Source organism: Cupriavidus sp. GA3-3 (assembly GCF_000389805.1).
Classification (GTDB): Bacteria; Pseudomonadota; Gammaproteobacteria; order Burkholderiales; family Burkholderiaceae; genus Cupriavidus; species Cupriavidus necator_D.
In genome coordinates this window covers 59,370-81,344 of sequence record NZ_KB944502.1, presented here as the reverse complement: position 1 = coordinate 81,344, position 21,975 = coordinate 59,370, and the positions used below count along the sequence as shown (strand labels likewise).

The 21,975-nt window shown below is 66.9% G+C and carries 20 protein-coding genes; 17 read left to right on the top strand and 3 right to left on the bottom strand.

Annotated features, from left to right (window positions below):
• The first annotated feature begins 192 nt into the window (after window positions 1–192).
• The 3 genes from C265_RS25860 (at window position 193) to C265_RS25850 (ending at window position 2,470) form a co-directional block, all read left to right on the top strand.
• Complete coding sequence (locus C265_RS25860) at window positions 193–1,104, top strand: membrane protein (protein ID WP_010813935.1); 912 nt, start codon at window positions 193–195, stop codon at window positions 1,102–1,104.
• Window positions 1,105–1,202: 98 nt separating this feature from the next.
• Window positions 1,203–1,691, top strand: a complete 489-nt coding sequence (nudB, locus tag C265_RS25855) for a dihydroneopterin triphosphate diphosphatase (protein ID WP_010813934.1) — start codon at window positions 1,203–1,205, stop codon at window positions 1,689–1,691.
• Window positions 1,688–2,470, top strand: a complete 783-nt coding sequence (locus tag C265_RS25850; protein WP_010813933.1) for an endonuclease/exonuclease/phosphatase family protein — start codon at window positions 1,688–1,690, stop codon at window positions 2,468–2,470. The genes nudB and C265_RS25850 overlap by 4 nt, the downstream gene beginning before the upstream one ends.
• Before the next feature lie 2 nt (window positions 2,471–2,472).
• Here C265_RS25850 and mobB read toward each other — a convergent pair whose 3' ends face one another.
• On the bottom strand, window positions 2,473–2,988 hold the full coding sequence (gene mobB / locus C265_RS25845) for a molybdopterin-guanine dinucleotide biosynthesis protein B (protein WP_010813932.1): 516 nt from the start codon (window positions 2,986–2,988) through the stop codon (window positions 2,473–2,475).
• Window positions 2,989–3,080: 92 nt separating this feature from the next.
• On the opposite strand from mobB, the gene clsB reads away from it, so the two are divergent.
• Window positions 3,081–4,424 (top strand): cardiolipin synthase ClsB, encoded by a 1,344-nt coding sequence (gene clsB, locus C265_RS25840; RefSeq protein ID WP_037025323.1) that lies wholly within the window; start codon window positions 3,081–3,083, stop codon window positions 4,422–4,424.
• On the opposite strand, the gene C265_RS32360 is transcribed toward clsB, so the two are convergent.
• A complete protein-coding gene (locus tag C265_RS32360) occupies window positions 4,418–4,693 on the bottom strand; it encodes a hypothetical protein (RefSeq protein WP_144062269.1) in 276 nt (91 codons plus the stop codon). The two genes, clsB and C265_RS32360, sit on opposite strands and share 7 nt — an antisense overlap.
• Window positions 4,694–4,785: 92 nt before the next feature.
• Here C265_RS32360 and C265_RS25835 point away from each other — a divergent pair, with 92 nt between their 5' ends.
• The 6 genes from C265_RS25835 (at window position 4,786) to C265_RS25810 (ending at window position 12,843) form a co-directional block, all read left to right on the top strand.
• Window positions 4,786–5,376, top strand: coding sequence for a TetR/AcrR family transcriptional regulator (locus C265_RS25835; RefSeq protein WP_026201385.1), 591 nt, complete (start codon window positions 4,786–4,788; stop codon window positions 5,374–5,376).
• 76 nt (window positions 5,377–5,452) lie between these two features.
• Complete coding sequence (locus tag C265_RS25830) at window positions 5,453–7,240, top strand: acyl-CoA dehydrogenase C-terminal domain-containing protein (RefSeq protein ID WP_010813929.1); 1,788 nt, start codon at window positions 5,453–5,455, stop codon at window positions 7,238–7,240.
• Between the two features lie 76 nt (window positions 7,241–7,316).
• Window positions 7,317–9,740: a 3-hydroxyacyl-CoA dehydrogenase/enoyl-CoA hydratase family protein gene (locus C265_RS25825; RefSeq protein ID WP_010813928.1), complete on the top strand. Its 2,424-nt coding sequence runs from the start codon at window positions 7,317–7,319 to the stop codon at window positions 9,738–9,740.
• 21 nt (window positions 9,741–9,761) lie between these two features.
• On the top strand, window positions 9,762–10,961 hold the full coding sequence (locus C265_RS25820; RefSeq protein WP_037025321.1) for an acetyl-CoA C-acyltransferase: 1,200 nt from the start codon (window positions 9,762–9,764) through the stop codon (window positions 10,959–10,961).
• Window positions 10,962–11,078: 117 nt separating this feature from the next.
• Complete coding sequence (locus C265_RS25815; protein WP_010813926.1) at window positions 11,079–12,035, top strand: DegV family protein; 957 nt, start codon at window positions 11,079–11,081, stop codon at window positions 12,033–12,035.
• 31 nt (window positions 12,036–12,066) lie between these two features.
• Window positions 12,067–12,843 (top strand): enoyl-CoA hydratase, encoded by a 777-nt coding sequence (locus tag C265_RS25810; RefSeq protein WP_010813925.1) that lies wholly within the window; start codon window positions 12,067–12,069, stop codon window positions 12,841–12,843.
• A 90-nt stretch (window positions 12,844–12,933) separates the two neighbouring features.
• On the opposite strand, the gene C265_RS25805 is transcribed toward C265_RS25810, so the two are convergent.
• Window positions 12,934–13,338, bottom strand: coding sequence for an acyl-CoA thioesterase (locus tag C265_RS25805; RefSeq protein WP_037025319.1), 405 nt, complete (start codon window positions 13,336–13,338; stop codon window positions 12,934–12,936).
• 108 nt (window positions 13,339–13,446) lie between these two features.
• Here C265_RS25805 and C265_RS25800 point away from each other — a divergent pair, with 108 nt between their 5' ends.
• The 7 genes from C265_RS25800 to C265_RS25770 all read left to right on the top strand — a co-directional run bounded on the left by C265_RS25800 (window position 13,447) and on the right by C265_RS25770 (window position 21,945).
• Window positions 13,447–15,345: an ABC transporter ATP-binding protein/permease gene (locus C265_RS25800; RefSeq protein ID WP_010813923.1), complete on the top strand. Its 1,899-nt coding sequence runs from the start codon at window positions 13,447–13,449 to the stop codon at window positions 15,343–15,345.
• Window positions 15,346–15,549: 204 nt separating this feature from the next.
• Window positions 15,550–16,692, top strand: a complete 1,143-nt coding sequence (locus C265_RS25795; protein ID WP_010813922.1) for an ABC transporter substrate-binding protein — start codon at window positions 15,550–15,552, stop codon at window positions 16,690–16,692.
• Window positions 16,689–17,543, top strand: coding sequence for an ABC transporter ATP-binding protein (locus C265_RS25790; RefSeq protein ID WP_010813921.1), 855 nt, complete (start codon window positions 16,689–16,691; stop codon window positions 17,541–17,543). Before C265_RS25795 ends, C265_RS25790 begins: the two co-directional genes overlap by 4 nt.
• Window positions 17,544–17,555: 12 nt before the next feature.
• Window positions 17,556–18,329: an ABC transporter permease gene (locus C265_RS25785; protein ID WP_010813920.1), complete on the top strand. Its 774-nt coding sequence runs from the start codon at window positions 17,556–17,558 to the stop codon at window positions 18,327–18,329.
• Between the two features lie 55 nt (window positions 18,330–18,384).
• Window positions 18,385–19,368 carry a LysR substrate-binding domain-containing protein gene (locus C265_RS25780; RefSeq protein ID WP_010813919.1) on the top strand — a complete coding sequence of 328 codons (984 nt, stop codon included), beginning with the start codon at window positions 18,385–18,387 and terminating at the stop codon, window positions 19,366–19,368.
• A 103-nt stretch (window positions 19,369–19,471) separates the two neighbouring features.
• Window positions 19,472–20,779 (top strand): Glu/Leu/Phe/Val dehydrogenase, encoded by a 1,308-nt coding sequence (locus tag C265_RS25775; RefSeq protein WP_010813918.1) that lies wholly within the window; start codon window positions 19,472–19,474, stop codon window positions 20,777–20,779.
• Window positions 20,780–21,045: 266 nt separating this feature from the next.
• Window positions 21,046–21,945 carry a glutamate/aspartate ABC transporter substrate-binding protein gene (locus C265_RS25770; RefSeq protein ID WP_010813917.1) on the top strand — a complete coding sequence of 300 codons (900 nt, stop codon included), beginning with the start codon at window positions 21,046–21,048 and terminating at the stop codon, window positions 21,943–21,945.
• The last annotated feature ends 30 nt before the right edge of the window (window positions 21,946–21,975 follow it).

The following is a 21,975-nucleotide window of genomic DNA, read 5'->3' as shown; positions in this document are numbered from 1 at the left end:
AAGCCGCGCGATTGCGCGGCTTTTTTGCTTTATGCGCAACGTCTGGGCGCCTGCGCTGTGAGGCGCGCGGCGCATTGGTTTCGATTTGTTACCGGTCGGAACGAAGGGCGCCGCGGCGGGGTCTGCTCTCTTTGACACGTAATTTGCCGAGCGGCCTCGCAATGAAGGCTTCCGGCACTCGGGAGGAAATTCGTGACCCTGGATATCGACCTGATCCGCCAGTTCCTGCTGGCCCATGACCAAACCATCCTGACCTGGCTGGTGGCCGGACTGGTGATGATGCTGCTGGCGCGCTTCGAGCTGCGCCGCGCCGTGCGCCGCTCGGCGCAGGCCATGTCTGAATCGGTGGCCACCACGGTGGCCGCCTGCGTGCCCGACATCGCCCATGCGGTGCAGTCGGCCGCGCCCGCCGCGGCGGCCGAGCCGGTGGAAATGCAGCGTGCCGAAGCGCTGCGCCGGCTGGCGCTGGATACCGTCGGCGTGGTCATGACGCGCGGGCGCTGGCTGGACGAGCTCGGCAACCTGCGCCTGGCCGACGACGCCTTGCTGGCCGGCCAGCGCGCCGACGGCGCCGACCCGCTGCTGGTGGTGGCGCCGCAGCCGGTGGTGCAGGCCTACCTGGATGCGCAGCGCGTGTTCGAGGACGAGGCCGCGCAGGTGCAGGCACTGCGCCGCGACGCCCAGCGCGTGCAGGAGGCGCTGCAGGCCCTGGACGCCGAGGTTGCCCATATCGAGCAGGAAACCGGCAGCATCGTGCTGCGTTTCGAGCAGGTCAACGCGCAGGCGGCGCAGGGCATGGATGGCGGCGATTACCAGCGCTTCCTGATCCAGAAGTACAACTCGCTGGGACAGCGCGAGAAGGAAATCGCGCTGGAGCGCACGCGGCTGCAGGGCGAGGTCCGGCACCGCGCCGACGCGCTGGCCACGCACGCGCATGGCGCGTCCAAGCGCTACCGCCAGGCGCTGGCGCCGCTGATGGACCAGCTGCGTGCCGCCTGGGGCCACGGCGATTCGCCCCAGGTGTTCGACACCTGGCAGCGCACTGCCGCCGACGAGCCGTACCTGGCACCCCGTGCCACCTATGGCACGCGCAGCGCCGCCTGAAGGCCGCCGAGGGTCGACCCGGGCGTGCGCCGCCACGCTTTCGCGTGGCAACGTGGCACGGCTGCGCTATCCTTGGGTTTGTCCTTTCGCCCAGACCCATGTCCTACAAGATCCCGGAATCCGTGCTGGTGGTGATTTACACGCCAGATCTTCAAGTCTTGCTGCTGGAACGCGCCGATCGCCCGGGGTTCTGGCAGTCCGTGACCGGCAGCCTCGACACCCTGGACGAACCCCTGGCCCTGACCGCCGCGCGTGAAGTGGCCGAGGAAACCGGCATCATCGCCGGCGAGCACCAGCTGACCGACTGGGCCCACACCATCCAGTACGAGATCTACCCGCAGTGGCGCCACCGCTACGCCGAAGGCGTCACGCGCAATACCGAGCACTGGTTCGGGCTGCGCGTGCAGCAGGCGCTGCCGGTGACGCTGGCGCCACGCGAACACCTGCAATACCAGTGGCTGCCGTGGGAGCAGGCGGCGCAGCAATGCTTTTCCAGCAGCAATGCCGAGGCCATCCGCCAGCTCGCCTGGCGCGCGGCCGGGGCTGGCGCTGGCGAGCGGCAGGCGGTATACGGAGCGCAGCCATGAAGCTGCGCGTGGTCACCTACAACATCCACAAGGGAGTGACCGGCATCTCGCGGCGCCCGCGCATCCAGAACGTGCGCGCCGGCCTGCATGCGATGGATGCGGACATCGTCTTCCTGCAGGAAGTGCAGGACCGCAACGACCGGCTGGTGGCCGCGGCGCTGTTCGATCCGGAGCATACGCAGCTCAACTACCTGGCCACTGACGCCTATCCGCACTCGGTCTACGGCCGCAACGCGGTCTATGACTACGGCCATCACGGCAACGCGATCCTGTCGCGCCACCCGATCCTGATGTCCGAAAACCTGGATATTTCCGACCACCGCTTCGAGCAGCGCGGGCTGCTGCATGCGGTGGCGGATGTGCACGGGGTGGAAACCCACCTGATCTGCGTGCATTTCGGCCTGTTCGCGCGCAGCCGCGTGCGCCAGGCCGAGGCCCTGGTGGAGCGTGTGCGCAACGTGGTGCCCGCGGGCATGCCGCTGGTGATCGCCGGCGACTTCAACGACTGGAACCACCGGCTCGATGCGCAGATCTGCAATACGCTGGGCGCGGTCGAGGCCTCGCACGCGCGCGGTGCGCGGCTGCATACCTTCCCCAGCCATATGCCGTGGTGGCAGCTCGACCGCATCTATGTGCGCGGCTACGAGATCGAGCGCGCGCATGCGCTGACCGGCCGCGACTGGGCGCAGCGCTCGGATCACGTGCCGCTAGTGGCGGAACTGGGGCATCCGCGGGGCGAGCTGGCCATGCCCGCGGAGCCCGCCGGCAAGGCCGCCTGAATTCAGCGCGCGCTGTCCGGATAGTCGCGGATGAAGGCGAACACCGCCTGCGGGTCGTTCAGGTCCAGCACCGGCAGCGCGGTCATGGCAGCGACCGCGGCAGGGTCGTCGCTTGCCACCGCCACCACGCCTGGCACCTCGTCCCACAGCGGCGTGCGCCCCAGTGCCGGGCGATATACCTCCAGCTTGGGAAAATCACTGCGCTTGTAGCCCTCCACCAGCACCAGTTCGGTGTCGGCCGGCAGCACGGCGAGCGCATCGTCCAGTTCGGGCGAGGGCACCGCTTCCGGGTAGTGGCGCATCAGCGTCAGGTGGCGCGCGCCGACCAGCACGACATTGGCGCAGCCGGCCTCGCGCATGCGCCAGGAGTCCTTGCCGGGCGTGTCGGGGTCAAAGCCGTGATGGGTATGCTTGACGCCGGCCACGCGCAGGCCGGCGGCGACGAAACAGGGGATGAGCTGGTCCAGCAGCGTGGTCTTGCCGCTGCCGGACGATCCGGTAATGCCGAATACCTTCACAATGGGTTCCGTGGGGGCGTCAGTCGTCGCTTGCCCGTCGCTGGCTGCGCGGGCAAGCATCAGTCTCGACGATAGCAGAGATGCGCCTGCCAATGTGCGCGCGGCGCCTTGCGCCCGGCAATCTGTCCGATAATCACGGCATGTCACGGATCTCCCACTCCGCTCATGCCGACACCCGCGCGCACGACCCCGCAGCGGCCGGCGACCACGCGCCGCGCCGCCACATGCTGCGCTGGACCTGGCGCCGCGGCAAGCCCACCACCGGCAATGCGGTGCGGCTGCTGCACGGCGGCCAGGACTTCTTCCCCGCGCTGATCGCCGCCATCGACCAGGCCGCGTTCCAGGTGATGCTGGAAACCTACATTTATGCCAATGACGAGGTCGGCCGCGCGGTCAGCGACGCGCTGATCCGCGCCGCCGCGCGCGGCGTGACCGTGCGCGTGACCGTGGACGGATTCGGCGCCGGCGACATGCCCGCCGAGCTGGCCGCGCGGCTGCGCGCCGGCGGCGTGCAACTGCGCGTATTCCGCATGCTGCGCGGCTTCCGGCTGGCGCGGCGCCACCTGCGCCGGCTGCACCGCAAGCTGGCGGTGATCGACCGGCGCGTGGCTTTTGTCGGCGGCATCAATATCATCGACGACCACAACCACGGCCCGTTCGAAGGCGCCAACCTGGGGCCGCGCTATGACTTCGCGGTGCAGGTCGGCGGCCCGCTGGTGGACGGCATCGCGCTGTCCGCCGAGCGGCTCTGGTGGCGCTTGTCGCTGCGCGATATGCACGGCACCGAACGCGCCGCCGCGGTGGCCGACTACCCGCTGGTCACCGACCTGCCGCCGCGCCCGGAAGCCGCGGGCGGCGTACGCGCCGCGCTGCTGCTGCGCGATAACCTGCGCAACCGCCGCACCATCGAGCGCGAATACCTGCGCGCGCTGGGCGCCGCGCGCCACGACGTGATCCTTGCCAACGCCTACTTCCTGCCTGGCCACAAGATGCGGCGCGCGCTGCTGGCCTGCCGCGCGCGCGGCGTGCGCGTGCGGCTGCTGCTGCAGGGGCGGGTCGAATACCGGCTGCAGCACTACGCCACCCATGCGCTGTATGCCTCGCTGCTGGAGGCCGGCGTCGAGATCTACGAGTATGCCGAGAGCTTCCTGCACGCCAAGGTGGGCGTGGTCGACGAGACCTGGGCCACGGTCGGGTCGAGCAATATGGACCCGTTCAGCCTGCTGCTCGCGCGCGAAGCCAACGTCGCCGTTTATGATGCGGCCTTCGCCGCTGAACTGCGCACCGCGCTGGAATACGCCATTGCGCACCGCAGCGTGCGCGTGATGCCCGAGGTGCATGCGCGCCGCTCGCCGCTGCACCGGCTGGCCAACTGGGCGGCCTATATGCTGCTGCGCCTGGGTGTCGTCATTGCCGGTGTCGCGGGGCGCTACTGAACGACAGCCGCGAACGCGGTGTGCGTTTGCTGCCATGCGGCAGGGCGTTCGCTGCAACCGGTCGCGGCGCAAGCCATGACCGACATGACGGACATGCTGCATTGCAGTCCGTTTAGAAACAGCGGTCTAATTAAAAGCTTGATGGTCGGCTGCTGCGCCAGAATAATCTGAACGACCGTTCTTTTTTGGCTTAGACTGCGTGCATTCACGGTATGCACCGGCAAATCCGCCGGTTCGGCCGCAAGCAAATAATGCAACGTCAGGGTCATACGCGGGGCCGCAGCAGGGCCCCGCAGAACGGAGAAAAAACATGCGACACCAGTCAGCCCGTCTCGAATCCGCCGCCGCCTCCCCCGCGCCAATGCGCAAGGGTGAAATGACGCGCGTGGCGATTCTGGATGCCGCACTGGAATTGTCGTCCCGCGACGGGCTCGAAGGTCTGACCATCGGGCTGCTCGCGGAACGCATGCAGATGAGCAAGAGCGGTGTCTTCGCGCATTTCGGTTCGCGCGAAGACCTGCAGGTGGAGGTGGTGCGGGAGTATCACCGCCGGTTCGAGCAGGAGGTGTTCTATCCCTCGCTGCAGGAGCCGCGCGGCCTGCCCCGGCTATGGTCGATGGTGCGGCGCTGGATGGAGAAGCGCATCCAGGAAGTGACGACTGGATGCATCTACATCAGCGGCGCCGTGGAGTACGACGACCGTGCCGGCAGCCTGGTGCGTGACGAGCTGGTCAAGAGCGTCACCATCTGGCGGGCAGCGCTCACGCGCGCCATCAACCAGGCGCGGGAGGAAGGGCACCTGCGCGCGGACTGCGATCCGCGCCTGATGCTGTTCGAGATGTACAGCCTTGAACTAGGCTTGCATCATGACGCCCGTTTCCTGCGCCTGCCTGACAGTGCCGAGCTTGCCATGGTCGCGCTCAACAAGCTGATTCAGTCTTACCGTACCTGAGGTCGCCCCGGTCGGACCGTATCGCGCAAGCGGGACGGGCGGCGTGGCGGCATCGCACAACTCCAAGGAGTCTCAGATGGGCCAGTACACCGCACCGTTGCGCGACATGCAGTTCGTGCTCCATGAACTGCTCGGCGCCGAAGCCGAACTCAAGGCGATGCCGCCGCACGCGGACATCGACGCGGACACCATCAACCAGGTCATCGAGGAAGCCGGCAAGTTCTGCTCGGACGTGGTGTTCCCGCTCAACCAGGTGGGCGACCGCGAAGGCTGCACCTACGTCGGCGACGGCGTGGTCAAGGCTCCCACCGGCTTCAAGGAAGCCTACCAGCAGTATGTCGAGGCCGGCTGGCCGGCGCTGGCGTGCGATCCCGAGTTCGGCGGCCAGGGCCTGCCGATCGTGATCAACAATGTGGTCTACGAGATGCTGAACTCGGCCGGCCAGGCCTGGACCATGTACCCGGGCCTGTCGCACGGCGCGTACGAGGCGCTGCACGCGCACGGCACGCCAGAACTGCAGCAGACCTACCTGCCCAAGCTGGTCTCCGGCGTGTGGACCGGCACCATGTGCCTGACCGAGCCGCACTGCGGCACCGACCTCGGCATCCTGCGTTCCAAGGCAGAGCCGCAGGCCGACGGTTCCTACCTGATCTCGGGCACCAAGATCTTCATCTCGGCCGGCGAGCACGACATGGCCGAGAACATCATCCACCTGGTGCTGGCACGCCTGCCGGACGCGCCGGGCGGCACCAAGGGCATCTCGCTGTTCGTGGTGCCCAAGTTCATCCCCGATGCCAACGGCAACCCGGGCGAGCGCAACGGCATCAAGTGCGGCTCGATCGAGCACAAGATGGGCATCCACGGCAACGCCACCTGCGTGATGAACCTGGACGGCGCGCGCGGCTGGATGGTGGGCGAGCCCAACAAGGGCCTGAACGCCATGTTCGTGATGATGAACGCCGCGCGCCTGGGCGTGGGCGCGCAGGGCCTGGGGCTGACCGAAGTGGCGTACCAGAACTCGCTGGCCTACGCCAAGGACCGCCTGCAGATGCGCGCGCTGACCGGCCCGAAGGCGCCGGACAAGCCCGCCGACCCGATCATCGTGCACCCGGACGTGCGCCGCATGCTGCTGACGCAGAAGGCCTACGCCGAAGGCGGCCGCGCCTTCAGCTACTGGACCGCGCTGCAGATCGACCGCGAGTTGTCGCACCCTGACGAAGCCGTGCGCAAGCAGGCCGGCGACCTGGTCGCGCTGCTCACGCCGGTGATCAAGGCCTTCCTGACCGACAACGCCTTCACGTCCACCAATGAGGGCATGCAGGTGTTCGGCGGCCACGGCTATATCGCCGAGTGGGGCATGGAGCAGTATGTGCGCGATGCGCGCATCAACATGATCTACGAAGGCACCAACACCATCCAGGCGCTGGACCTGCTGGGCCGCAAGATCCTGGGCGACATGGGCGCCAGGATGAAGGCCTTCGGCAAGATCGTGCAGGAATTCGTTGAAGCCGAAGGCACCAACGAAGCCATGCAGGAGTTCATCAACCCGCTCGCCGACATTGGCGACAAGGTGCAGAAGCTGACCATGGAAATCGGCATGAAGGCGATGGGCAATGCCGACGAGGTGGGCGCTGCCGCGGTGCCGTACCTGCGCGTGGTGGGCCACCTGGTGTTCTCATACTTCTGGGCCCGCATGGCCAAGATCGCGCTGGAGAAGGAAGCGAGCGGCGACAAGTTCTACACCGCCAAGCTGGCCACGGCACGCTTCTACTTTGCCAGGCTGCTGCCGGAAACCGCCGCCGAGATCCGCAAGGCGCGCGCCGGTTCGGCCACGCTGATGGCGCTGGACGCAGACCTGTTCTGAGTCGACTCTACCCGTCGTTCCCGGCCGGGAACGACGGCTTCGCATCTGTCTAACGCTCACTAATCCAGGAGCGAGCATGTCCAATTTCATCGTCAAGAAGGTCGCCGTGCTGGGTGCCGGCGTCATGGGGGCGCAGATCGCCGCCCACCTGATCAATGCGCGCGTGCCGGTGGTGCTGTTCGACCTTCCCGCCAAGGAAGGCCCCAAGAACGGCATCGCGCTGCGCGCCATCGAGAACCTGAAGAAGCTCTCGCCCGCGCCGCTGGGCATTAAGGAAGAGGCCGGCCTGATCCAGGCGGCCAACTACGAGGACGACATCGCGCTGCTCAAGGAATGCGACCTGGTGATCGAGGCGATCGCCGAGCGCATGGACTGGAAGCACGACCTGTACAAGAAGGTCGCGCCGCACCTGGCCTCGCACGCGATCTTCGCGACCAACACCTCGGGCCTGTCGATCACAGCGCTGTCCGACGGATTTGATGCGGACCTGAAGTCGCGCTTCTGCGGCGTGCACTTCTTCAACCCGCCGCGCTACATGCACCTGGTGGAACTGATCCCGACCGCGACCACGCAGCCGCAGATCCTCGACCAGCTGGAAGCCTTCCTGACCACCACGCTCGGCAAGGGCGTGGTGCGCGCCAAGGACACGCCCAACTTCATCGCCAACCGCGTCGGCATCTTCTCGATCCTGGCCGTGTTTGCCGAAGCCGAGAAGTTCGGCATCCCGTTCGACGTGGTCGATGACCTGACCGGCTCCAAGCTGGGCCGCGCCAAGTCCGCCACCTTCCGCACCGCGGACGTGGTCGGCCTGGACACCATGGCGCACGTGATCAAGACCATGCAGGACACCCTGCACGACGACCCGTTCGCGCCGGTGTACAAGACCCCGGCCGTACTCAAGGGCCTGGTCGACGCGGGCGCGCTGGGCCAGAAGACCGGTGCCGGCTTCTACAAGAAGGAAGGCAAGGCCATCAAGGTGCTCGACGCCAAGACCGGCCAGTACGTCGATGCCGGCAAGAAGGCCGACGAGATCGTGGTGCGCATGCTGAAGAAGGATGCGGCCGAGCGCATCAAGCTGCTGCGCGAGTCGACCAACCCGCAGGCGCAGTTCCTGTGGGCGGTGTTCCGCGACGTGTTCCACTACATCGCCGTCTACCTGGAGCAGATCGCAGGCTCCGCCGCCGACATCGACCTGGCGATCCGCTGGGGCTTCGGCTGGAACTCGGGTCCGTTCGAAGACTGGCAGTCGGCCGGCTGGAAGCAGGTGGCCGAGTGGGTCAAGGAAGACGTGGAAGCCGGCAAGGCGCTGTCGGCCGCGCCGCTGCCGGCATGGGTATTCGAGGGCCCGGTGGCAGAGAACCAGGGCGTGCACGCCGCTGCCGGTTCGTGGTCGCCGGCGACGCAGTCCTTCGTCGCGCGCAGCAAGCTGCCGGTGTACCAGCGCCAGGCATTCCGTGCCGCGATCAAGGGCACTGCCGCGGCCGATCCGCGCAAGGCCGGCCGCACCGTCGAAGAGAACGACGCCGTGCGCATCTGGGTGAGCGAAGGCCAGGACGACGTGCTGGTGGTCTCGTTCAAGAGTAAGATGAACACCATCGGGCCGGACGTGATCGACGGCCTGACCCGCGCCATCGACCTGGCCGAAGCCGGCTACAAGGGGCTGGTGGTGTGGCAGCCGACTTCGCTGCAGCTGGGCGCACCGGGTGGCCCGTTCTCCGCCGGCGCCAACCTGGAAGCGGCCATGCCCGCCTTCATGATGGGCGGCGCCAAGGGCATCGAACCGTTCGTGAAGAAGTTCCAGGACGGCATGATGCGCGTGAAGTACGCCTCGGTGCCGGTGGTGTCCGCGGCGTCCGGCATTGCGCTGGGCGGCGGCTGCGAGCTGATGCTGCATTCGGCTTCGCGCGTGGCCGCGCTGGAGACGTATATCGGCCTGGTCGAAGTGGGCGTGGGCCTGGTGCCAGCCGGCGGCGGCCTGAAGGAAGCCGCGCTGGCGGCCGCGCGCGCGGCGCAGGCCGCGGGCAGCACCAACATCCTGCAGTTCCTGACCAGCCGCTTCCAGAGCGCGGCCATGGCCAAGGTCTCGGCCTCGGCGCTGGAAGCGCGCCAGATGGGCTACCTGCAGCCGTCCGACAAGATCGTCTTCAACGTGCACGAGCTGCTGTACGTGGCGCAGAACGAAGTGCGCGCGCTGGCCAGCGCCGGCTACCGCGCGCCGCTGCCGACGCTGGTCCCGGTGGCCGGCCGCTCGGGCATTGCCACCATCAAGGCATCGCTGGTCAATATGCGCGACGGCGGCTTTATCTCGACGCACGACTTCCTGATCGCCAGCCGCATCGCCGAGGCGGTGTGCGGCGGCGACGTCGAGGCCGGCTCGCTGGTGAGCGAGGACTGGCTGCTGGCGCTGGAGCGCAAGGCCTTTGTCGACCTGCTCGGCACCGGCAAGACGCAGGAGCGCATCATGGGCATGCTGCAGACCGGCAAGCCGGTGCGTAACTAACAGGGCAAGCGAGGAACCGACATCATGAAACAACTGCAAGACGCATATATCGTTGCGGCCACCCGCTCGCCGATCGGCAAGGCCCCGAAGGGCGCGTTCAAGAACACGCGCCCGGACGACCTGCTGGCAACCATCCTGAAGGCTGCCGTGGCGCAGGTGCCGGACCTGGACCCGAAGCTGATCGAAGACGCCATCGTCGGCTGCGCGATTCCTGAGGCGCAGCAGGGCCTGAACGTGGCGCGCATCGGTGCGCTGCTGTCGGGCCTGCCCAATACCGTGGGCGGCATCACCGTCAACCGCTTCTGCGCCTCGGGCGTGAGCGCGGTGGCGATGGCTGCCGACCGCATCCGCGTGGGCGAGTCCGACGTGATGATCGCCGCCGGCGTGGAATCGATGAGCATGGTGCCGATGATGGGCAACTCGCCGTCGATGTCGCCGGAGATCTTCACCCGCGACGAGAACGTGGGCATCGCCTACGGCATGGGCCTGACCGCCGAGAAGGTGGCGCAGCAATGGCAGGTCAGCCGCGAGGACCAGGATGCGTTCTCGCTGGCCTCGCACCAGAAGGCCATCGCGGCGCAGCAGGCCGGCGAGTTCAAGGACGAGATCACGCCGATCGAGATCGTCGAGCGCTTCCCGGACCTCGCCAGCGGCCAGGTGAACGTGAAGTCGCGCACGATCTCGCTGGACGAAGGCCCGCGCCCGGAGACCTCGCTGGAAGGCCTGGGCAAGCTGCGCCCGGTGTTTGCCAACAAGGGCAGCGTCACCGCCGGCAACAGCTCGCAGACCTCCGACGGCGCCGGCGCGCTGATCCTGGTCTCGGAAAAGATCCTCAAGCAGTTCAACCTGGTGCCGCTGGCGCGCTTCGTCTCGTTCGCGGTGCGCGGCGTCCCGCCCGAGATCATGGGCATCGGCCCCAAGGAAGCGATTCCGGCGGCGCTGAAGGCTGCGGGCCTGACCCAGGACCAGCTTGACTGGATCGAACTGAACGAGGCCTTTGCCGCGCAGTCGCTGGCGGTGATGCGCGACCTGCAGCTGGATCCGGCCAAGGTCAACCGCATGGGCGGCGCGATTGCGCTGGGCCACCCGCTCGGTGCCACCGGTGCGATCCGTTCGGCCACGGTGGTGCACGCGCTGCGCCGTCACAACCTGAAGTACGGCATGGTGACCATGTGCGTTGGCACGGGCATGGGCGCCGCAGGTATCTTCGAGCGCGTCTGAACGCGCCTGCGGGACGGTCCCTCGGGACTGTCCCGCCCTTCTGCATCAGGTGAAGAAAGCAGTAACCGGGGGCTGCCGCCCGCGACGCGGGTCACCAGGTAGGGAGGAGACAATAATATGCAGGAGACAGCCATCCTGGCCGATGCCGCGTGCGATCTGCCGCGCGACGTCATGGCCCAGCTGAAGGTCCACACGATTCCGTTCCGCATCCGCGCGGGCGAACACTTTGTCGCCGATACGCGCGATGAAGACGCGCTGCCCACGCTCTACCAGCAATACCTGATCGGCCGCCAGGACCACTACGCCGAATCGATCCCGCTGCTCGAGCGCGAGCTGGAAGAACACCTGCTGCGCAACGTGGTGGCCCACTGCGACCGCGCCATCCTCTTCACCATTGCCAGTTCGCGCAGCAAGCTGTATGCGCATGCCACCGGCGCGGTGATCGGCACCGTGGCGCGCAGCGTGCGCCTGCGCAAGGAAGCCGGGCGCACGGGCCTGTTCGACCTGACCGTGGTCGACACCGGCGCGATCGGGCCGGGCCAGGCGCTGATCGTGCGCGAAGCCGCGCGCATGGCCGCCGCCGGCGCCAGCCCGCAGGCGGTGCGGGAAGCGGTCGAGACGCGCCTGCGCGATGCCGCCCATATGTTCCTGGTGCCCGACGAGCTGCTCTACATGTACACGCGCGCGCGCCAGAAGGGCGAGGGCAGCATTACCTGGGGGCGCTATGTGATGGGCAGCGCCTTCAATATCCGCCCGGTGGTGCGCATGCACCGCGGGCACACCGAGGCCATCGCCAGGGCACGCGGCTCCGAGGAGGGTGCGCGGCGCGTGCTGCAGCATGCCGAGCAGTGCATCCGCGGCGGCGACCTGATGGTGCCGGCGATCTCGGTCTGCTATGCCGGCCCGCTCGATGACGTGCGCGCGATGCCGGCGTTCCAGTCGCTGGAGCGCACCGCGCGCGGACAGAGCGTGGCACTGATGCTGGCGCCGATGAGCCTGACGGTGGCGCTGAATGTCGGCGCGCGCGCGTTCGGGCTGAGCTATCTTTCCGAATCGCCGCCGCCTTTTGAATAAACCCAGCAATGCATCCACAGATGAGGACACCATGAGCATCCGCACCGGCATCGAGCAGGGCATCCTGACCATCGAGTTCGACCGCATCGACAAGAAAAACGCCATCACCGCGGCGATGTACCAGGCCATGGCCGACGCGCTGCGCGTGGCCGAGACCGACCGCAACGTGCGCGCCATCCTGCTGCGCGGCAAGCCCGAGATCTTTACCGCCGGCAACGACCTGGAAGACTTCATGCAGCGCCCGCCCACCGCCGGCGAAGGCGCGGAGCAGGCGCCGGTGTTCCAGTTCCTCTACCAGATCAGCCACGCCACCAAGCCGATCGTGGCAGCCGTCAGCGGTGCCGCGGTCGGGGTGGGCACCACCATGCTGCTGCATTGCGACCTGGTCTATGCGTCCGATACGGCCAAGTTGTCGCTGCCGTTCGTGCAGCTGGGCCTGTGCCCGGAGGCCGCCTCGAGCCTGCTGCTGCCGCGGCTGGTCGGCTACCAGCGCGCGGCCGAGAAGCTGCTGCTGGGCGAAGCCTTCAGCGCGCAGGAGGCGCTGGAGATCGGGCTGGTGACGCGGGTGCTGCCGGTGGCCGAGCTGCACGACTTTGCGTTGGAGCAGGCGCGCAAGCTGGCGGCCCTGCCGGCGTCGTCACTGCGCGAGACCAAGCGGCTGATGAAGGCGGGCGATGTGGCGGTGGTGGAAAAGCAGATGGCCGACGAGGGCGCGGTGTTCCGCAGGATGCTGGTGGCGCCGGAGGCGAAAGAGGCGTTTGCTGCCTTCTTCCAGAAGCGCAAGCCGGATTTTACGAAGTTCGAGTAAGGCCCACGTCTGTCCAATCCCGCTTGTTCTCTCCCCTCTCCCGCTCGTGGGAGAGGGGAGAAAACAGCCAGCAAGCGCTGGCTTATCCCTTCAAGCCGACGGCAGCATCCGCGGCTGCCGCGATTCATCCGTCGCCACATACGTCAGCGTGGCCTCCGTCACCTTGACGATCTCATTGCTGTGGCGCATCCGTTGCGCGTAGACCTCGACCGACACCGTGATCGAGGTACGGCCGGTCTTGACGATGTCCGCATAAAAGCTGACCAGGTCGCCAACGAACACCGGATGCTTGAACAGGAAGGAGTTGACCGCGACGGTGGCCACGCGGCCCTGGGCGCGTTCCACCGCCGGGATCGAGCCGGCGATATCCACCTGCGCCATGATCCAGCCACCGAACACGTCGCCGTGCACATTGGCGTCGGCGGGCATGGGCACCACACGCAGAGCGGGATTCTTGCCGGCGGGCAGGGCGGGGACGGTGTGGGGAGCGTTCATGACGGTGTGTGGTGGACTGCGGAAGGAGGCGGGGCGCGGCGAAAGACCCTTCGCCTGCCACGTAATGCGAACTCTGCGACAATCGCGCATTGGCCCGAATTCTAACGTATGCGCCGCTATTCCACGACCGCCGAGCCGGCCCCCGCTCCTGCTTCAAACACGCTCTTTCCCGGTCAGCGCGCGCCCCGCAGCGACTGGCAGACGGTGCGCAACCTGCTGCCCTATGTCTGGCACTACAAGTGGCGCGTGATGCTGGCGCTGGCGTGCCTGGTGTCCGCCAAGGTGGCCAACCTGGGCGTGCCGGTGCTGATGAAGCAGCTGATCGACAGCATGAACCTGCAGCCGGGCGATCCGCGCGCGCTGCTGGCCGTGCCGGTCGGGCTGATCGTCGCCTACGGGCTGCTGCGGCTGTCGGCGACACTGTTCACCGAGTTGCGGGAGATGCTCTTTTCCAAGGTCACGCAGAGCGCCGTGCGCGAGATCGCGCTGCAGGTGTTCCGGCACCTGCATGCGCTGTCGCTGCGCTTCCACCTGGACCGGCAGACCGGCGGCATGAGCCGCGACATCGAGCGCGGCACGCGCGGCATCCAGTCGCTGATCTCGTACTCGCTGTACAGCATCCTGCCCACGCTGGTCGAGATGGGGCTGGTGATCGGCTTCTTTATCCTGCACTACGACATCTGGTTCGCGGCCATCACCGGCTGCGCGCTGGTGGGCTATATCGTCTTTACCATCGTGGTGACGGAATGGCGCACGCATTTCCGCCGCCGCATGAACGAGCTCGATTCGCGCGCCAACCAGAAAGCGATCGATTCGCTGCTCAACTTCGAGACCGTCAAGTACTTCGGCAATGAAGAGTACGAGGCGCAGCGCTACGACGAGAACCTGCGCAAGTACCGCACCGCGGCGATCCGCTCGCAGAACTCGCTGTCGTTCCTGAACTTCGGCCAGCAGACCATCATCGCACTGGGGCTGATCCTGATCCTGTGGCGCGCCACCGTGGGCGTGGTCGACGGCAAGCTCACGCTGGGCGACCTGGTGCTGGTCAACACCCTGATGATCCAGCTCTATATCCCGCTGAACTTCCTCGGCGTGATCTACCGCGAGATCAAGCAGGCCACCACCGACATGGACCGCATGTTCGTGCTGCTGGGCACCAACCAGGAGGTGGCCGACGCGCCCGGCGCGCAGCCGCTGCAGGTCAGCGGCGCGCAGGTGCGTTTCCGCGACGTGCGCTTCAGCTATGAGCCGGACCGGCTGATCCTGGATGGCGTGGATTTCACCATCGCGGCGGGCACCACCACCGCGGTGGTCGGGCACAGCGGCTCGGGCAAGTCGACGCTGGCGCGGCTGTTGTTCCGCTTCTACGACGTCAACGGCGGCGCCATCGAGATCGACGGCCAGGACATCCGCGCGATCACGCAGGACAGCCTGCGCCGCGCCATCGGCATCGTGCCGCAGGACACGGTGTTGTTCAACGACAGCATCTTCTACAACATCGCCTACGGCCGGCCAGACGCCAGCCGCGACGAGGTCATCGCCGCCGCGCGCGCCGCGCAGATCGACAGCTTCATCCGCGAGCTGCCGCAGGGGTACGAGACCCCGGTGGGCGAGCGTGGCCTGAAGCTGTCCGGCGGCGAGAAGCAGCGCGTGGCGATCGCGCGCACGCTGCTGAAGGACCCGCCGGTCCTGGTCTTCGACGAAGCCACCTCGGCGCTGGATTCACGCACCGAGCAGGCGATCCAGGCCGAGCTGATGCGGCTGGCGCAGAACCGCACCACGCTGCTGATCGCGCACCGGCTGTCCACCGTCGTGCATGCCGACCAGATCCTGGTGATGGACCACGGCCGCATCGTCGAGCGCGGCACCCATGCCGAGCTGATGCGCGCGCGTGGCCGCTACGCCGAGATGTGGGACATCCAGGCGCGCGCCGCCGCCAAGGGCGGCGAAGCCGTGGGCGCGGATGCGCTGGCACTCGACGTGGGCGACGCCACGCAGGACGCCTGACGGGACTGCATTCTCCTGTATCCGCATGCACCAAGGGGCGGCGGGCATTGTCGACAATCATTGCCGACGATGGCGCTGCGGCAATCGCCTCGCACACTTTTGGTTCGGCAATCGCTTGCGGGCACGCCCTGAAACGGGGCTAAAAAACCTGGCACGTCCCTTGCGGACGAATCCCTCCGAGATCACGATCAACGGAGAGATTCCATGCCTCATTTCCACGCTGCGCTAGCGTCCCCCGGCGTTTGCGCTGCTGCCGCCGAGAACCATGAACATACCGGCACGCGCGCGTCCCGCACTGCGGCACGGCGCCGCCTGCTGAAGCTCGGCGTGATGATCGGCACCAGCCTGGTGCTGTCGACACAGTTCGCCGGCGCGGCCCACGCGCAGGCTGCACCAACCAAGGTCCGCTTCCAGCTCGACTGGCGCTTCGAAGGGCCGGCGGCGCTGTTCCTGCTGGGCGAGCAGAAGGGCTACTACAAGGCCGAGAAGCTCGACGTCTCGATCGATGCCGGCAACGGCTCGGGCAACGTGGTCAACCGCGTGGCCTCGGGCACGTACGACATGGGCTTCGCCGATATGTCGTCGGTGATGGAGTTCTACGGCAACAACCCCGACGCGAAGAACAAGCCGGTGGCCGTGATGATGGTCTACAACAACACGCCCGCCGCCGTCCTCGCGCTGAAGAAGTCCGGCATCCGCGCGCCGAAGGACCTCGCCGGCAAGCGCATGGGCGCTCCGGTGTTCGACGCCGGCCGCCGCGCCTTCCCGATCTTCGCCAGGGCCAACGGCCTGCAGGCGTCCTCGTTCAACTGGCAGGCAATGGACCCGACGCTGCGCGAGACCATGCTCACGCGCGGCGACCTCGATGCCATCACCGGGTTCTCGTTCACATCGATCCTGAACCTGAACGCGCGCGGCGTGAAGGATGAAGACATCGTGGTGCTGCCGTACCCGCAGTTCGGCGTGAAGCTGTACGGCAACGCGGTGATCGCCTCCGAGGATTTCATGAAGAAGAACCCCGAGGCGGTGAAGGCCTTCCTGCGCGCCTTCAGCAAGTCGGCGCGCGACGTGATCGCGCGGCCGGAAGAGGGCATCAAGGCGGTCAAGGCGCGCGACGGCATCATCGATGAGAAGCTGGAAGTGCGCCGGCTCAAGCTGGCGCTGGACAGCGTGGTCAAGTCGCCGGACGCGAAGGCCGAGGGCTTCGGGCGCGTCAGCAAGCCGCGCCTGTCGCTGATGGCCTCGCAGGTGGCCGATGCCTTCGGCACCAAGGGCCGCATCAACCCCGATGCCCTGTGGACCGACGCGTTCCTGCCCAGCGCGGCCGAACTGGATGTGCTGCGATGATGACGCGCCAGGCTGCCTTCATGCCCGCCTCCGGCGGGAGCGCCGCGCCCGCGGCCGCGGAACCCTTTGTCGATTTCAACCGGGTCTGGCTGGCCTATAACGACGAGCTCGCGCACAAGGGCGAGTTCGCGGTCGAGGACATCTCGCTGCAGGTGGCGCCGGGCGAGTTCATTGCCATCGTCGGCCCGTCCGGCTGCGGCAAGTCCACCTTCATGAAGCTGGCGACCGGGCTCAAGGCGGCCACGCGCGGCGTCGTGAGGATTGCCGGCGAGAAGGTGACCGGCCCGCTCAAGCAGGTCGGCATGGCCTTCCAGGCGCCCACGCTGCTGCCGTGGCGCACCACGCTGGACAACGTGATGCTGCCGCTGGAGATCGTCGAACCATATCGCTCCACCCTGCGCGCACGTCGCGACGAGTACGTCGAGCGCGCGCGCAAGCTGCTGCATACGGTGGGCCTGGCCGGCTACGAGGACAAGTACCCGTGGCAGCTGTCCGGCGGCATGCAGCAGCGCGCCTCGATCTGCCGCGCGCTGGTCCACGAGCCGCGCATGCTGCTGCTGGACGAGCCCTTCGGCGCGCTCGACGCCTTTACGCGCGAGGAGCTCTGGTGCGTGCTGCGCGACCTGTGGCAGGCGCAGCGCTTCAACGTGATCCTGGTCACGCACGACCTGCGCGAGGCCGTGTTCCTGGCCGACACCGTCTACGTGATGAGCCAGCGCCCGGGCCGCATCCTGATGCGCAAGGAGATCGACCTGCCGCGCCCGCGCGACCTGGAACTGACCTATACCGAGCCATTTGCCGACCTGGTGCACGTGCTGCGCGAGAAGATCGGCCATGTGCGCCAACACTGAGGCAAAGCTACCATGATGACTCTCACTTCCGCGCAGGAGCGCCGCGTGCAGCGCGTGGCGCCCTGGCTGCTGCTGGCCGCGGTGCTGCTGCTGTGGCAGGGCGCGTGCATGGCCTTCGGCGTGTCCGACTTTATCCTGCCGACACCATCGGCGATCGTGGCCTCGCTGGTGGAATATGCCGACGTGATCGCCGGCCATGCGTGGCGCACCTTCTGGACCACCATGGTGGGCTTCGGCGTGGCCATCGCCGTGGGCGTGCTGCTGGGGCTGGCAATGGGCTCGTCGCGGCTGCTCTATGCCGCCAGCTATCCGCTGATGACGGCCTTCAACGCGCTGCCCAAGGCCGCCTTCGTGCCGATCCTGGTGGTGTGGTTCGGCCTGGGCGCGGGTCCGGCCATCCTGACCGCGTTCCTGATCTCGTTCTTCCCGATCATGGTCAATATCGCCACCGGGCTGGCCACGCTGGAGCCGGAACTGGAGGACGTGCTGCGCGTGCTCGGCGCCAAACGGCGCGACGTGTTGTTCAAGGTCGGTCTGCCACGCGCCATGCCGTATTTCTTCGCCTCGCTGAAGGTGGCGATCACGCTGGCCTTTGTCGGCACCACGGTGTCGGAGATGAACGCCGCCAACGAGGGCATCGGCTACCTGCTGGTGTCGGCCGGCTCGGCTATGAAGATGCCGCTGGCCTTTGCCGGGCTGGTGGTGATCGCGGTGATGGCGATGGCGATGTACGAGCTGTTTGCGGTGGTCGAGAAGCGCATGACCGGCTGGGCGCATCGTGGCTGACGGCTTGCCGCCGGACAGGTGACGGAGGCCCGGGCGCGGGTGGATAATCCGCGTCATGGAAATCAAATGGCTTGAAGACTTCGTCAGCCTGGCCGAGACGCACAGCTTCTCGCGCTCGGCCGAGCTGCGCCACGTCACGCAGCCGGCGTTCTCGCGCCGCATCCAGTCGCTGGAGGCGTGGGTCGGCACCGAGCTGATCGACCGCTCGAGCTACCCCACCAGCCTGACCCCGGCCGGCAAGGTGTTCTACGAGCAGGCGCTGGCCATGCTGGCGCAGGTCAGCGAGACCCGTGCGCTGATGCGCGGCCAGCGCTCGGCCAACGCCCAGGTGCTGGAGTTCGCGGTGCCGCATACGCTGTCGCTGACCTTCTTCCCGGAATGGCTCAAGGCGCTGGAGCGCAGGATCGGCACGCTGCCGTGCCGGCTGCGCGCGCTCAACGTCCACGACGCGGTGCTGATGCTGGTGGAGGGCGGCTGCGACCTGGTGATGGTCTACCACCACGCGCGCCAGGCGATCCAGCTGGATCCGGCCCGGTACGACATGCTGGTACTTGGTACCGAGCGGCTGTCGCCCTACAGCGTGCCGGACGCTGCCGGCAAGCCGCAATTCCGGCTGCCCGGCACCGACAAGAAGCCGGTGCCCTTCCTCAGCTACACGCCCAACGCCTTCCTCGGCCGCATGGTCGACCTGCTGCTGGCCGACACCTCCGAGGCGCTCAAGCTCGACAAATGCTACGAGACCGACATGGCCGAGGCGCTCAAGGTGATGGCGCTGGCCGGCCACGGCATGGCCTTCCTGCCCGAAAGCGCGGTGCGCGAGGACGTGGCCGCGGGCCGGCTGGTGCGGGCCGAGTCGGCGCGCGGGCTGCCGTTGTCGATCGACATGGAAATCCGCCTGTACCGCGAGCGCCCGGGCGAGAACGGCAACGAACGCCGCGCCGGGGCACGGCGCAAGCGCCAGCTGGTCGACCAGGTGTGGTCGACCTTGTCGGCGGCCCAGTCCGGCCAGCCGGCCGGCTCCCCGGTTTCCGCCAGATGACAACGTTATGCAGGTTTTGCATGACCGGATGAGCAAACGGCATTGGATTCGGGCGGGGCGCCAGCCCTAAGCTTGCGGGCATTCTTCACACCGGAACCAACCGATGTCTTCCGCAGCACCGACCAATATTGCTGGCCAAAAGCACGCACTCCCGTCTTACCTCAATGCCGACCATCTCGGCCCCTGGGGCATCTACCTGCAGCAGGTCGACCGTGTCACGCCTTACCTGGGCTCGCTGGCACGCTGGGTCGAAACCCTCAAGCGCCCCAAGCGCGCGATGATCGTCGACGTTCCCATCGAACTGGATAACGGCACCATTGCCCATTTCGAGGGCTATCGGGTGCAGCACAACCTGTCGCGCGGCCCGGGCAAGGGCGGCGTGCGCTTCCACCAGGACGTGACCCTGTCCGAGGTGATGGCGCTGTCGGCCTGGATGTCGGTGAAGAATGCCGCGGTCAACGTGCCCTACGGCGGTGCCAAGGGCGGCATCCGCGTCGATCCGCGCACGCTCTCGCACGCCGAGCTGGAACGCCTGACGCGCCGCTACACCAGCGAAATCAACATCATCATCGGGCCGAGCAAGGATATTCCGGCGCCGGACGTGAACACCAACGCCCAGGTCATGGCCTGGATGATGGACACGTACTCGATGAACTCCGGCAGCACGGCCACCGGCGTGGTGACCGGCAAGCCGATCTCGCTGGGCGGCTCGCTCGGCCGCCACGAAGCCACCGGCCGCGGCGTGTTCGTGGTCGGCTCCGAGGCCGCGCGCAATATCGGCCTGGAGATCAAGGGCGCGCGCGTGGCGGTGCAGGGCTTCGGCAACGTGGGCGCGGTGGCGGCCAAGCTGTTCCATGAGGCCGGCGCCAAGGTGGTGGCGGTGCAGGACCACCGCACCACGCTGTTCGACCCGGCCGGCCTGGACGTGCCGGCGATGATGGAATACGCCTCGCACAGCGGCACCATCGAAGGCTTCCGCGGCGAAGTCCTGCGCACCGAGCAGTTCTGGGAAGTCGACTGCGACATCCTGATCCCGGCCGCGCTGGAAGGCCAGATCACGGTGCAGAACGCGCCCAAGATCACGGCAAAGCTGGTGATTGAAGGCGCCAACGGCCCGACCACGCCGCAAGCCGACGATATCCTGCGCGAGCGCAATATCCTGGTCTGTCCCGACGTGATCGCCAACGCCGGCGGCGTGACCGTGTCCTACTTCGAATGGGTGCAGGATTTCTCCAGCTTTTTCTGGACCGAGGAAGAAATCAACCAGCGCCTGGTACGGATCATGCAAGAAGCCTTCCGGGCAATCTGGCAAGTGGCACAGGACAACAAGGTGACGCTGCGCACGGCGGCGTTTATCGTGGCCTGTACGCGGATCCTGCAGGCGCGCGAGATGCGCGGCCTGTATCCCTGATCCGGGCACGGGAAACGGGATAAGGCACTGCCATGGTGCAATGCAATAATCGTCCCGCTCCCCATGGCTCATGACCGTCAGACGCGGTCTCCGGCAAGCGCCGGAGACCGCGTTGTCGTATCCGGACGCCGTGCGCAGTGATTGCCCTGAAGTGGGGTTCTAGGAGAAAACCCAGTTGTATTGCGGCGGATGCTGCGCAATACTGTTTCACCAGTGGGGGTTTTATCTCTAGAATCCCGCTTTCTCTTCATGGTCAAGGAGATGTTATGAATTTCGCCAAGCTGGCTGCCCTGATGATTGCCGGGGGCGTGATGTGCGGGACGGCACAGGCAGCTGAACAACTGACGGGCACGCTGAAGAAGATCAAGGACACCGGCGTCATCACGCTGGGCGTGCGCGAGTCGTCGATTCCGTTCAATTACAACCTGGGCGGCGTGCGTCAGGTTGGCTATTCCTACGATATCAACATGAAGATCGTGGAAGCCATCAAGGACCAGCTCAAGCTGCCGAACCTGCAGGTCAAGGAAATCCCGATCACCTCGCAGAACCGCATCACGCTGCTGCAGAACGGCACCATCGACATCGAGTGCGGCTCCACCACCAACAACCTGGAGCGCCAGAAGCAGGTTGGGTTCACCAACTCCATCTTCATCATCGGCACGCGCATCATGGTGAAGAAGGACGCCGGCATCAAGGACTGGGCCGACCTGAAGGGCAAGAACGTCGTCACCACCGCCGGCACCACGTCGGAGCGCCTGCTGCGCAAGATGAACGACGACCAGAAGCTGGGCGTGAACATCATCAGCACCAAGGACCATGGCCAGTCGTTCCTGACGCTGGAATCGGGCCGCGCGGTCGCGTTCATGATGGACGACGCGCTGCTGTACGGCGAGCGCGCCAAGGCCAAGAACCCGGCCGACTGGATCGTGGTGGGCAAGCCGCAATCGCGCGAGTCCTATGGCTGTATGATCCGCAAGGACGATCCGCAGTTCAAGAAGCTGTCCGATACCGTGATCTCCGGCATGATGAAGGACGGTTCGATCAACACCCTGTACACCAAGTGGTTCATGACGCCGGTGCCGCCGAAGGGCCTCAACCTGGACTTCCCGCTGTCCGAAGACATGAAGGCGTTGTTCAAGACGCCGAACGACAAGGCGCTGGACTGACCTGCCGTTGACAGCAGTGTGAAACGGAAG

Coding starts and splice junctions, on each gene's coding strand:
- C265_RS25810 (WP_010813925.1), top strand. CDS start 12,067: ATGAGCATCCGCACCGGCATCGAGCAGGGCATCCTGACCATCGAGTTC.
- C265_RS25815 (WP_010813926.1), top strand. CDS start 11,079: ATGCAGGAGACAGCCATCCTGGCCGATGCCGCGTGCGATCTGCCGCGC.
- C265_RS25775 (WP_010813918.1), top strand. CDS start 19,472: ATGTCTTCCGCAGCACCGACCAATATTGCTGGCCAAAAGCACGCACTC.
- C265_RS25770 (WP_010813917.1), top strand. CDS start 21,046: ATGAATTTCGCCAAGCTGGCTGCCCTGATGATTGCCGGGGGCGTGATG.
- C265_RS25795 (WP_010813922.1), top strand. CDS start 15,550: ATGCCTCATTTCCACGCTGCGCTAGCGTCCCCCGGCGTTTGCGCTGCT.
- C265_RS25835 (WP_026201385.1), top strand. CDS start 4,786: ATGCGCAAGGGTGAAATGACGCGCGTGGCGATTCTGGATGCCGCACTG.
- nudB (WP_010813934.1), top strand. CDS start 1,203: ATGTCCTACAAGATCCCGGAATCCGTGCTGGTGGTGATTTACACGCCA.
- C265_RS25850 (WP_010813933.1), top strand. CDS start 1,688: ATGAAGCTGCGCGTGGTCACCTACAACATCCACAAGGGAGTGACCGGC.
- C265_RS25830 (WP_010813929.1), top strand. CDS start 5,453: ATGGGCCAGTACACCGCACCGTTGCGCGACATGCAGTTCGTGCTCCAT.
- clsB (WP_037025323.1), top strand. CDS start 3,081: ATGTGCGCGCGGCGCCTTGCGCCCGGCAATCTGTCCGATAATCACGGC.
- C265_RS25780 (WP_010813919.1), top strand. CDS start 18,385: ATGGAAATCAAATGGCTTGAAGACTTCGTCAGCCTGGCCGAGACGCAC.
- C265_RS25805 (WP_037025319.1), bottom strand. CDS start 13,338: ATGAACGCTCCCCACACCGTCCCCGCCCTGCCCGCCGGCAAGAATCCC.
- C265_RS25825 (WP_010813928.1), top strand. CDS start 7,317: ATGTCCAATTTCATCGTCAAGAAGGTCGCCGTGCTGGGTGCCGGCGTC.
- C265_RS25790 (WP_010813921.1), top strand. CDS start 16,689: ATGATGACGCGCCAGGCTGCCTTCATGCCCGCCTCCGGCGGGAGCGCC.
- C265_RS32360 (WP_144062269.1), bottom strand. CDS start 4,693: ATGACCCTGACGTTGCATTATTTGCTTGCGGCCGAACCGGCGGATTTG.
- C265_RS25800 (WP_010813923.1), top strand. CDS start 13,447: ATGCGCCGCTATTCCACGACCGCCGAGCCGGCCCCCGCTCCTGCTTCA.
- C265_RS25785 (WP_010813920.1), top strand. CDS start 17,556: ATGATGACTCTCACTTCCGCGCAGGAGCGCCGCGTGCAGCGCGTGGCG.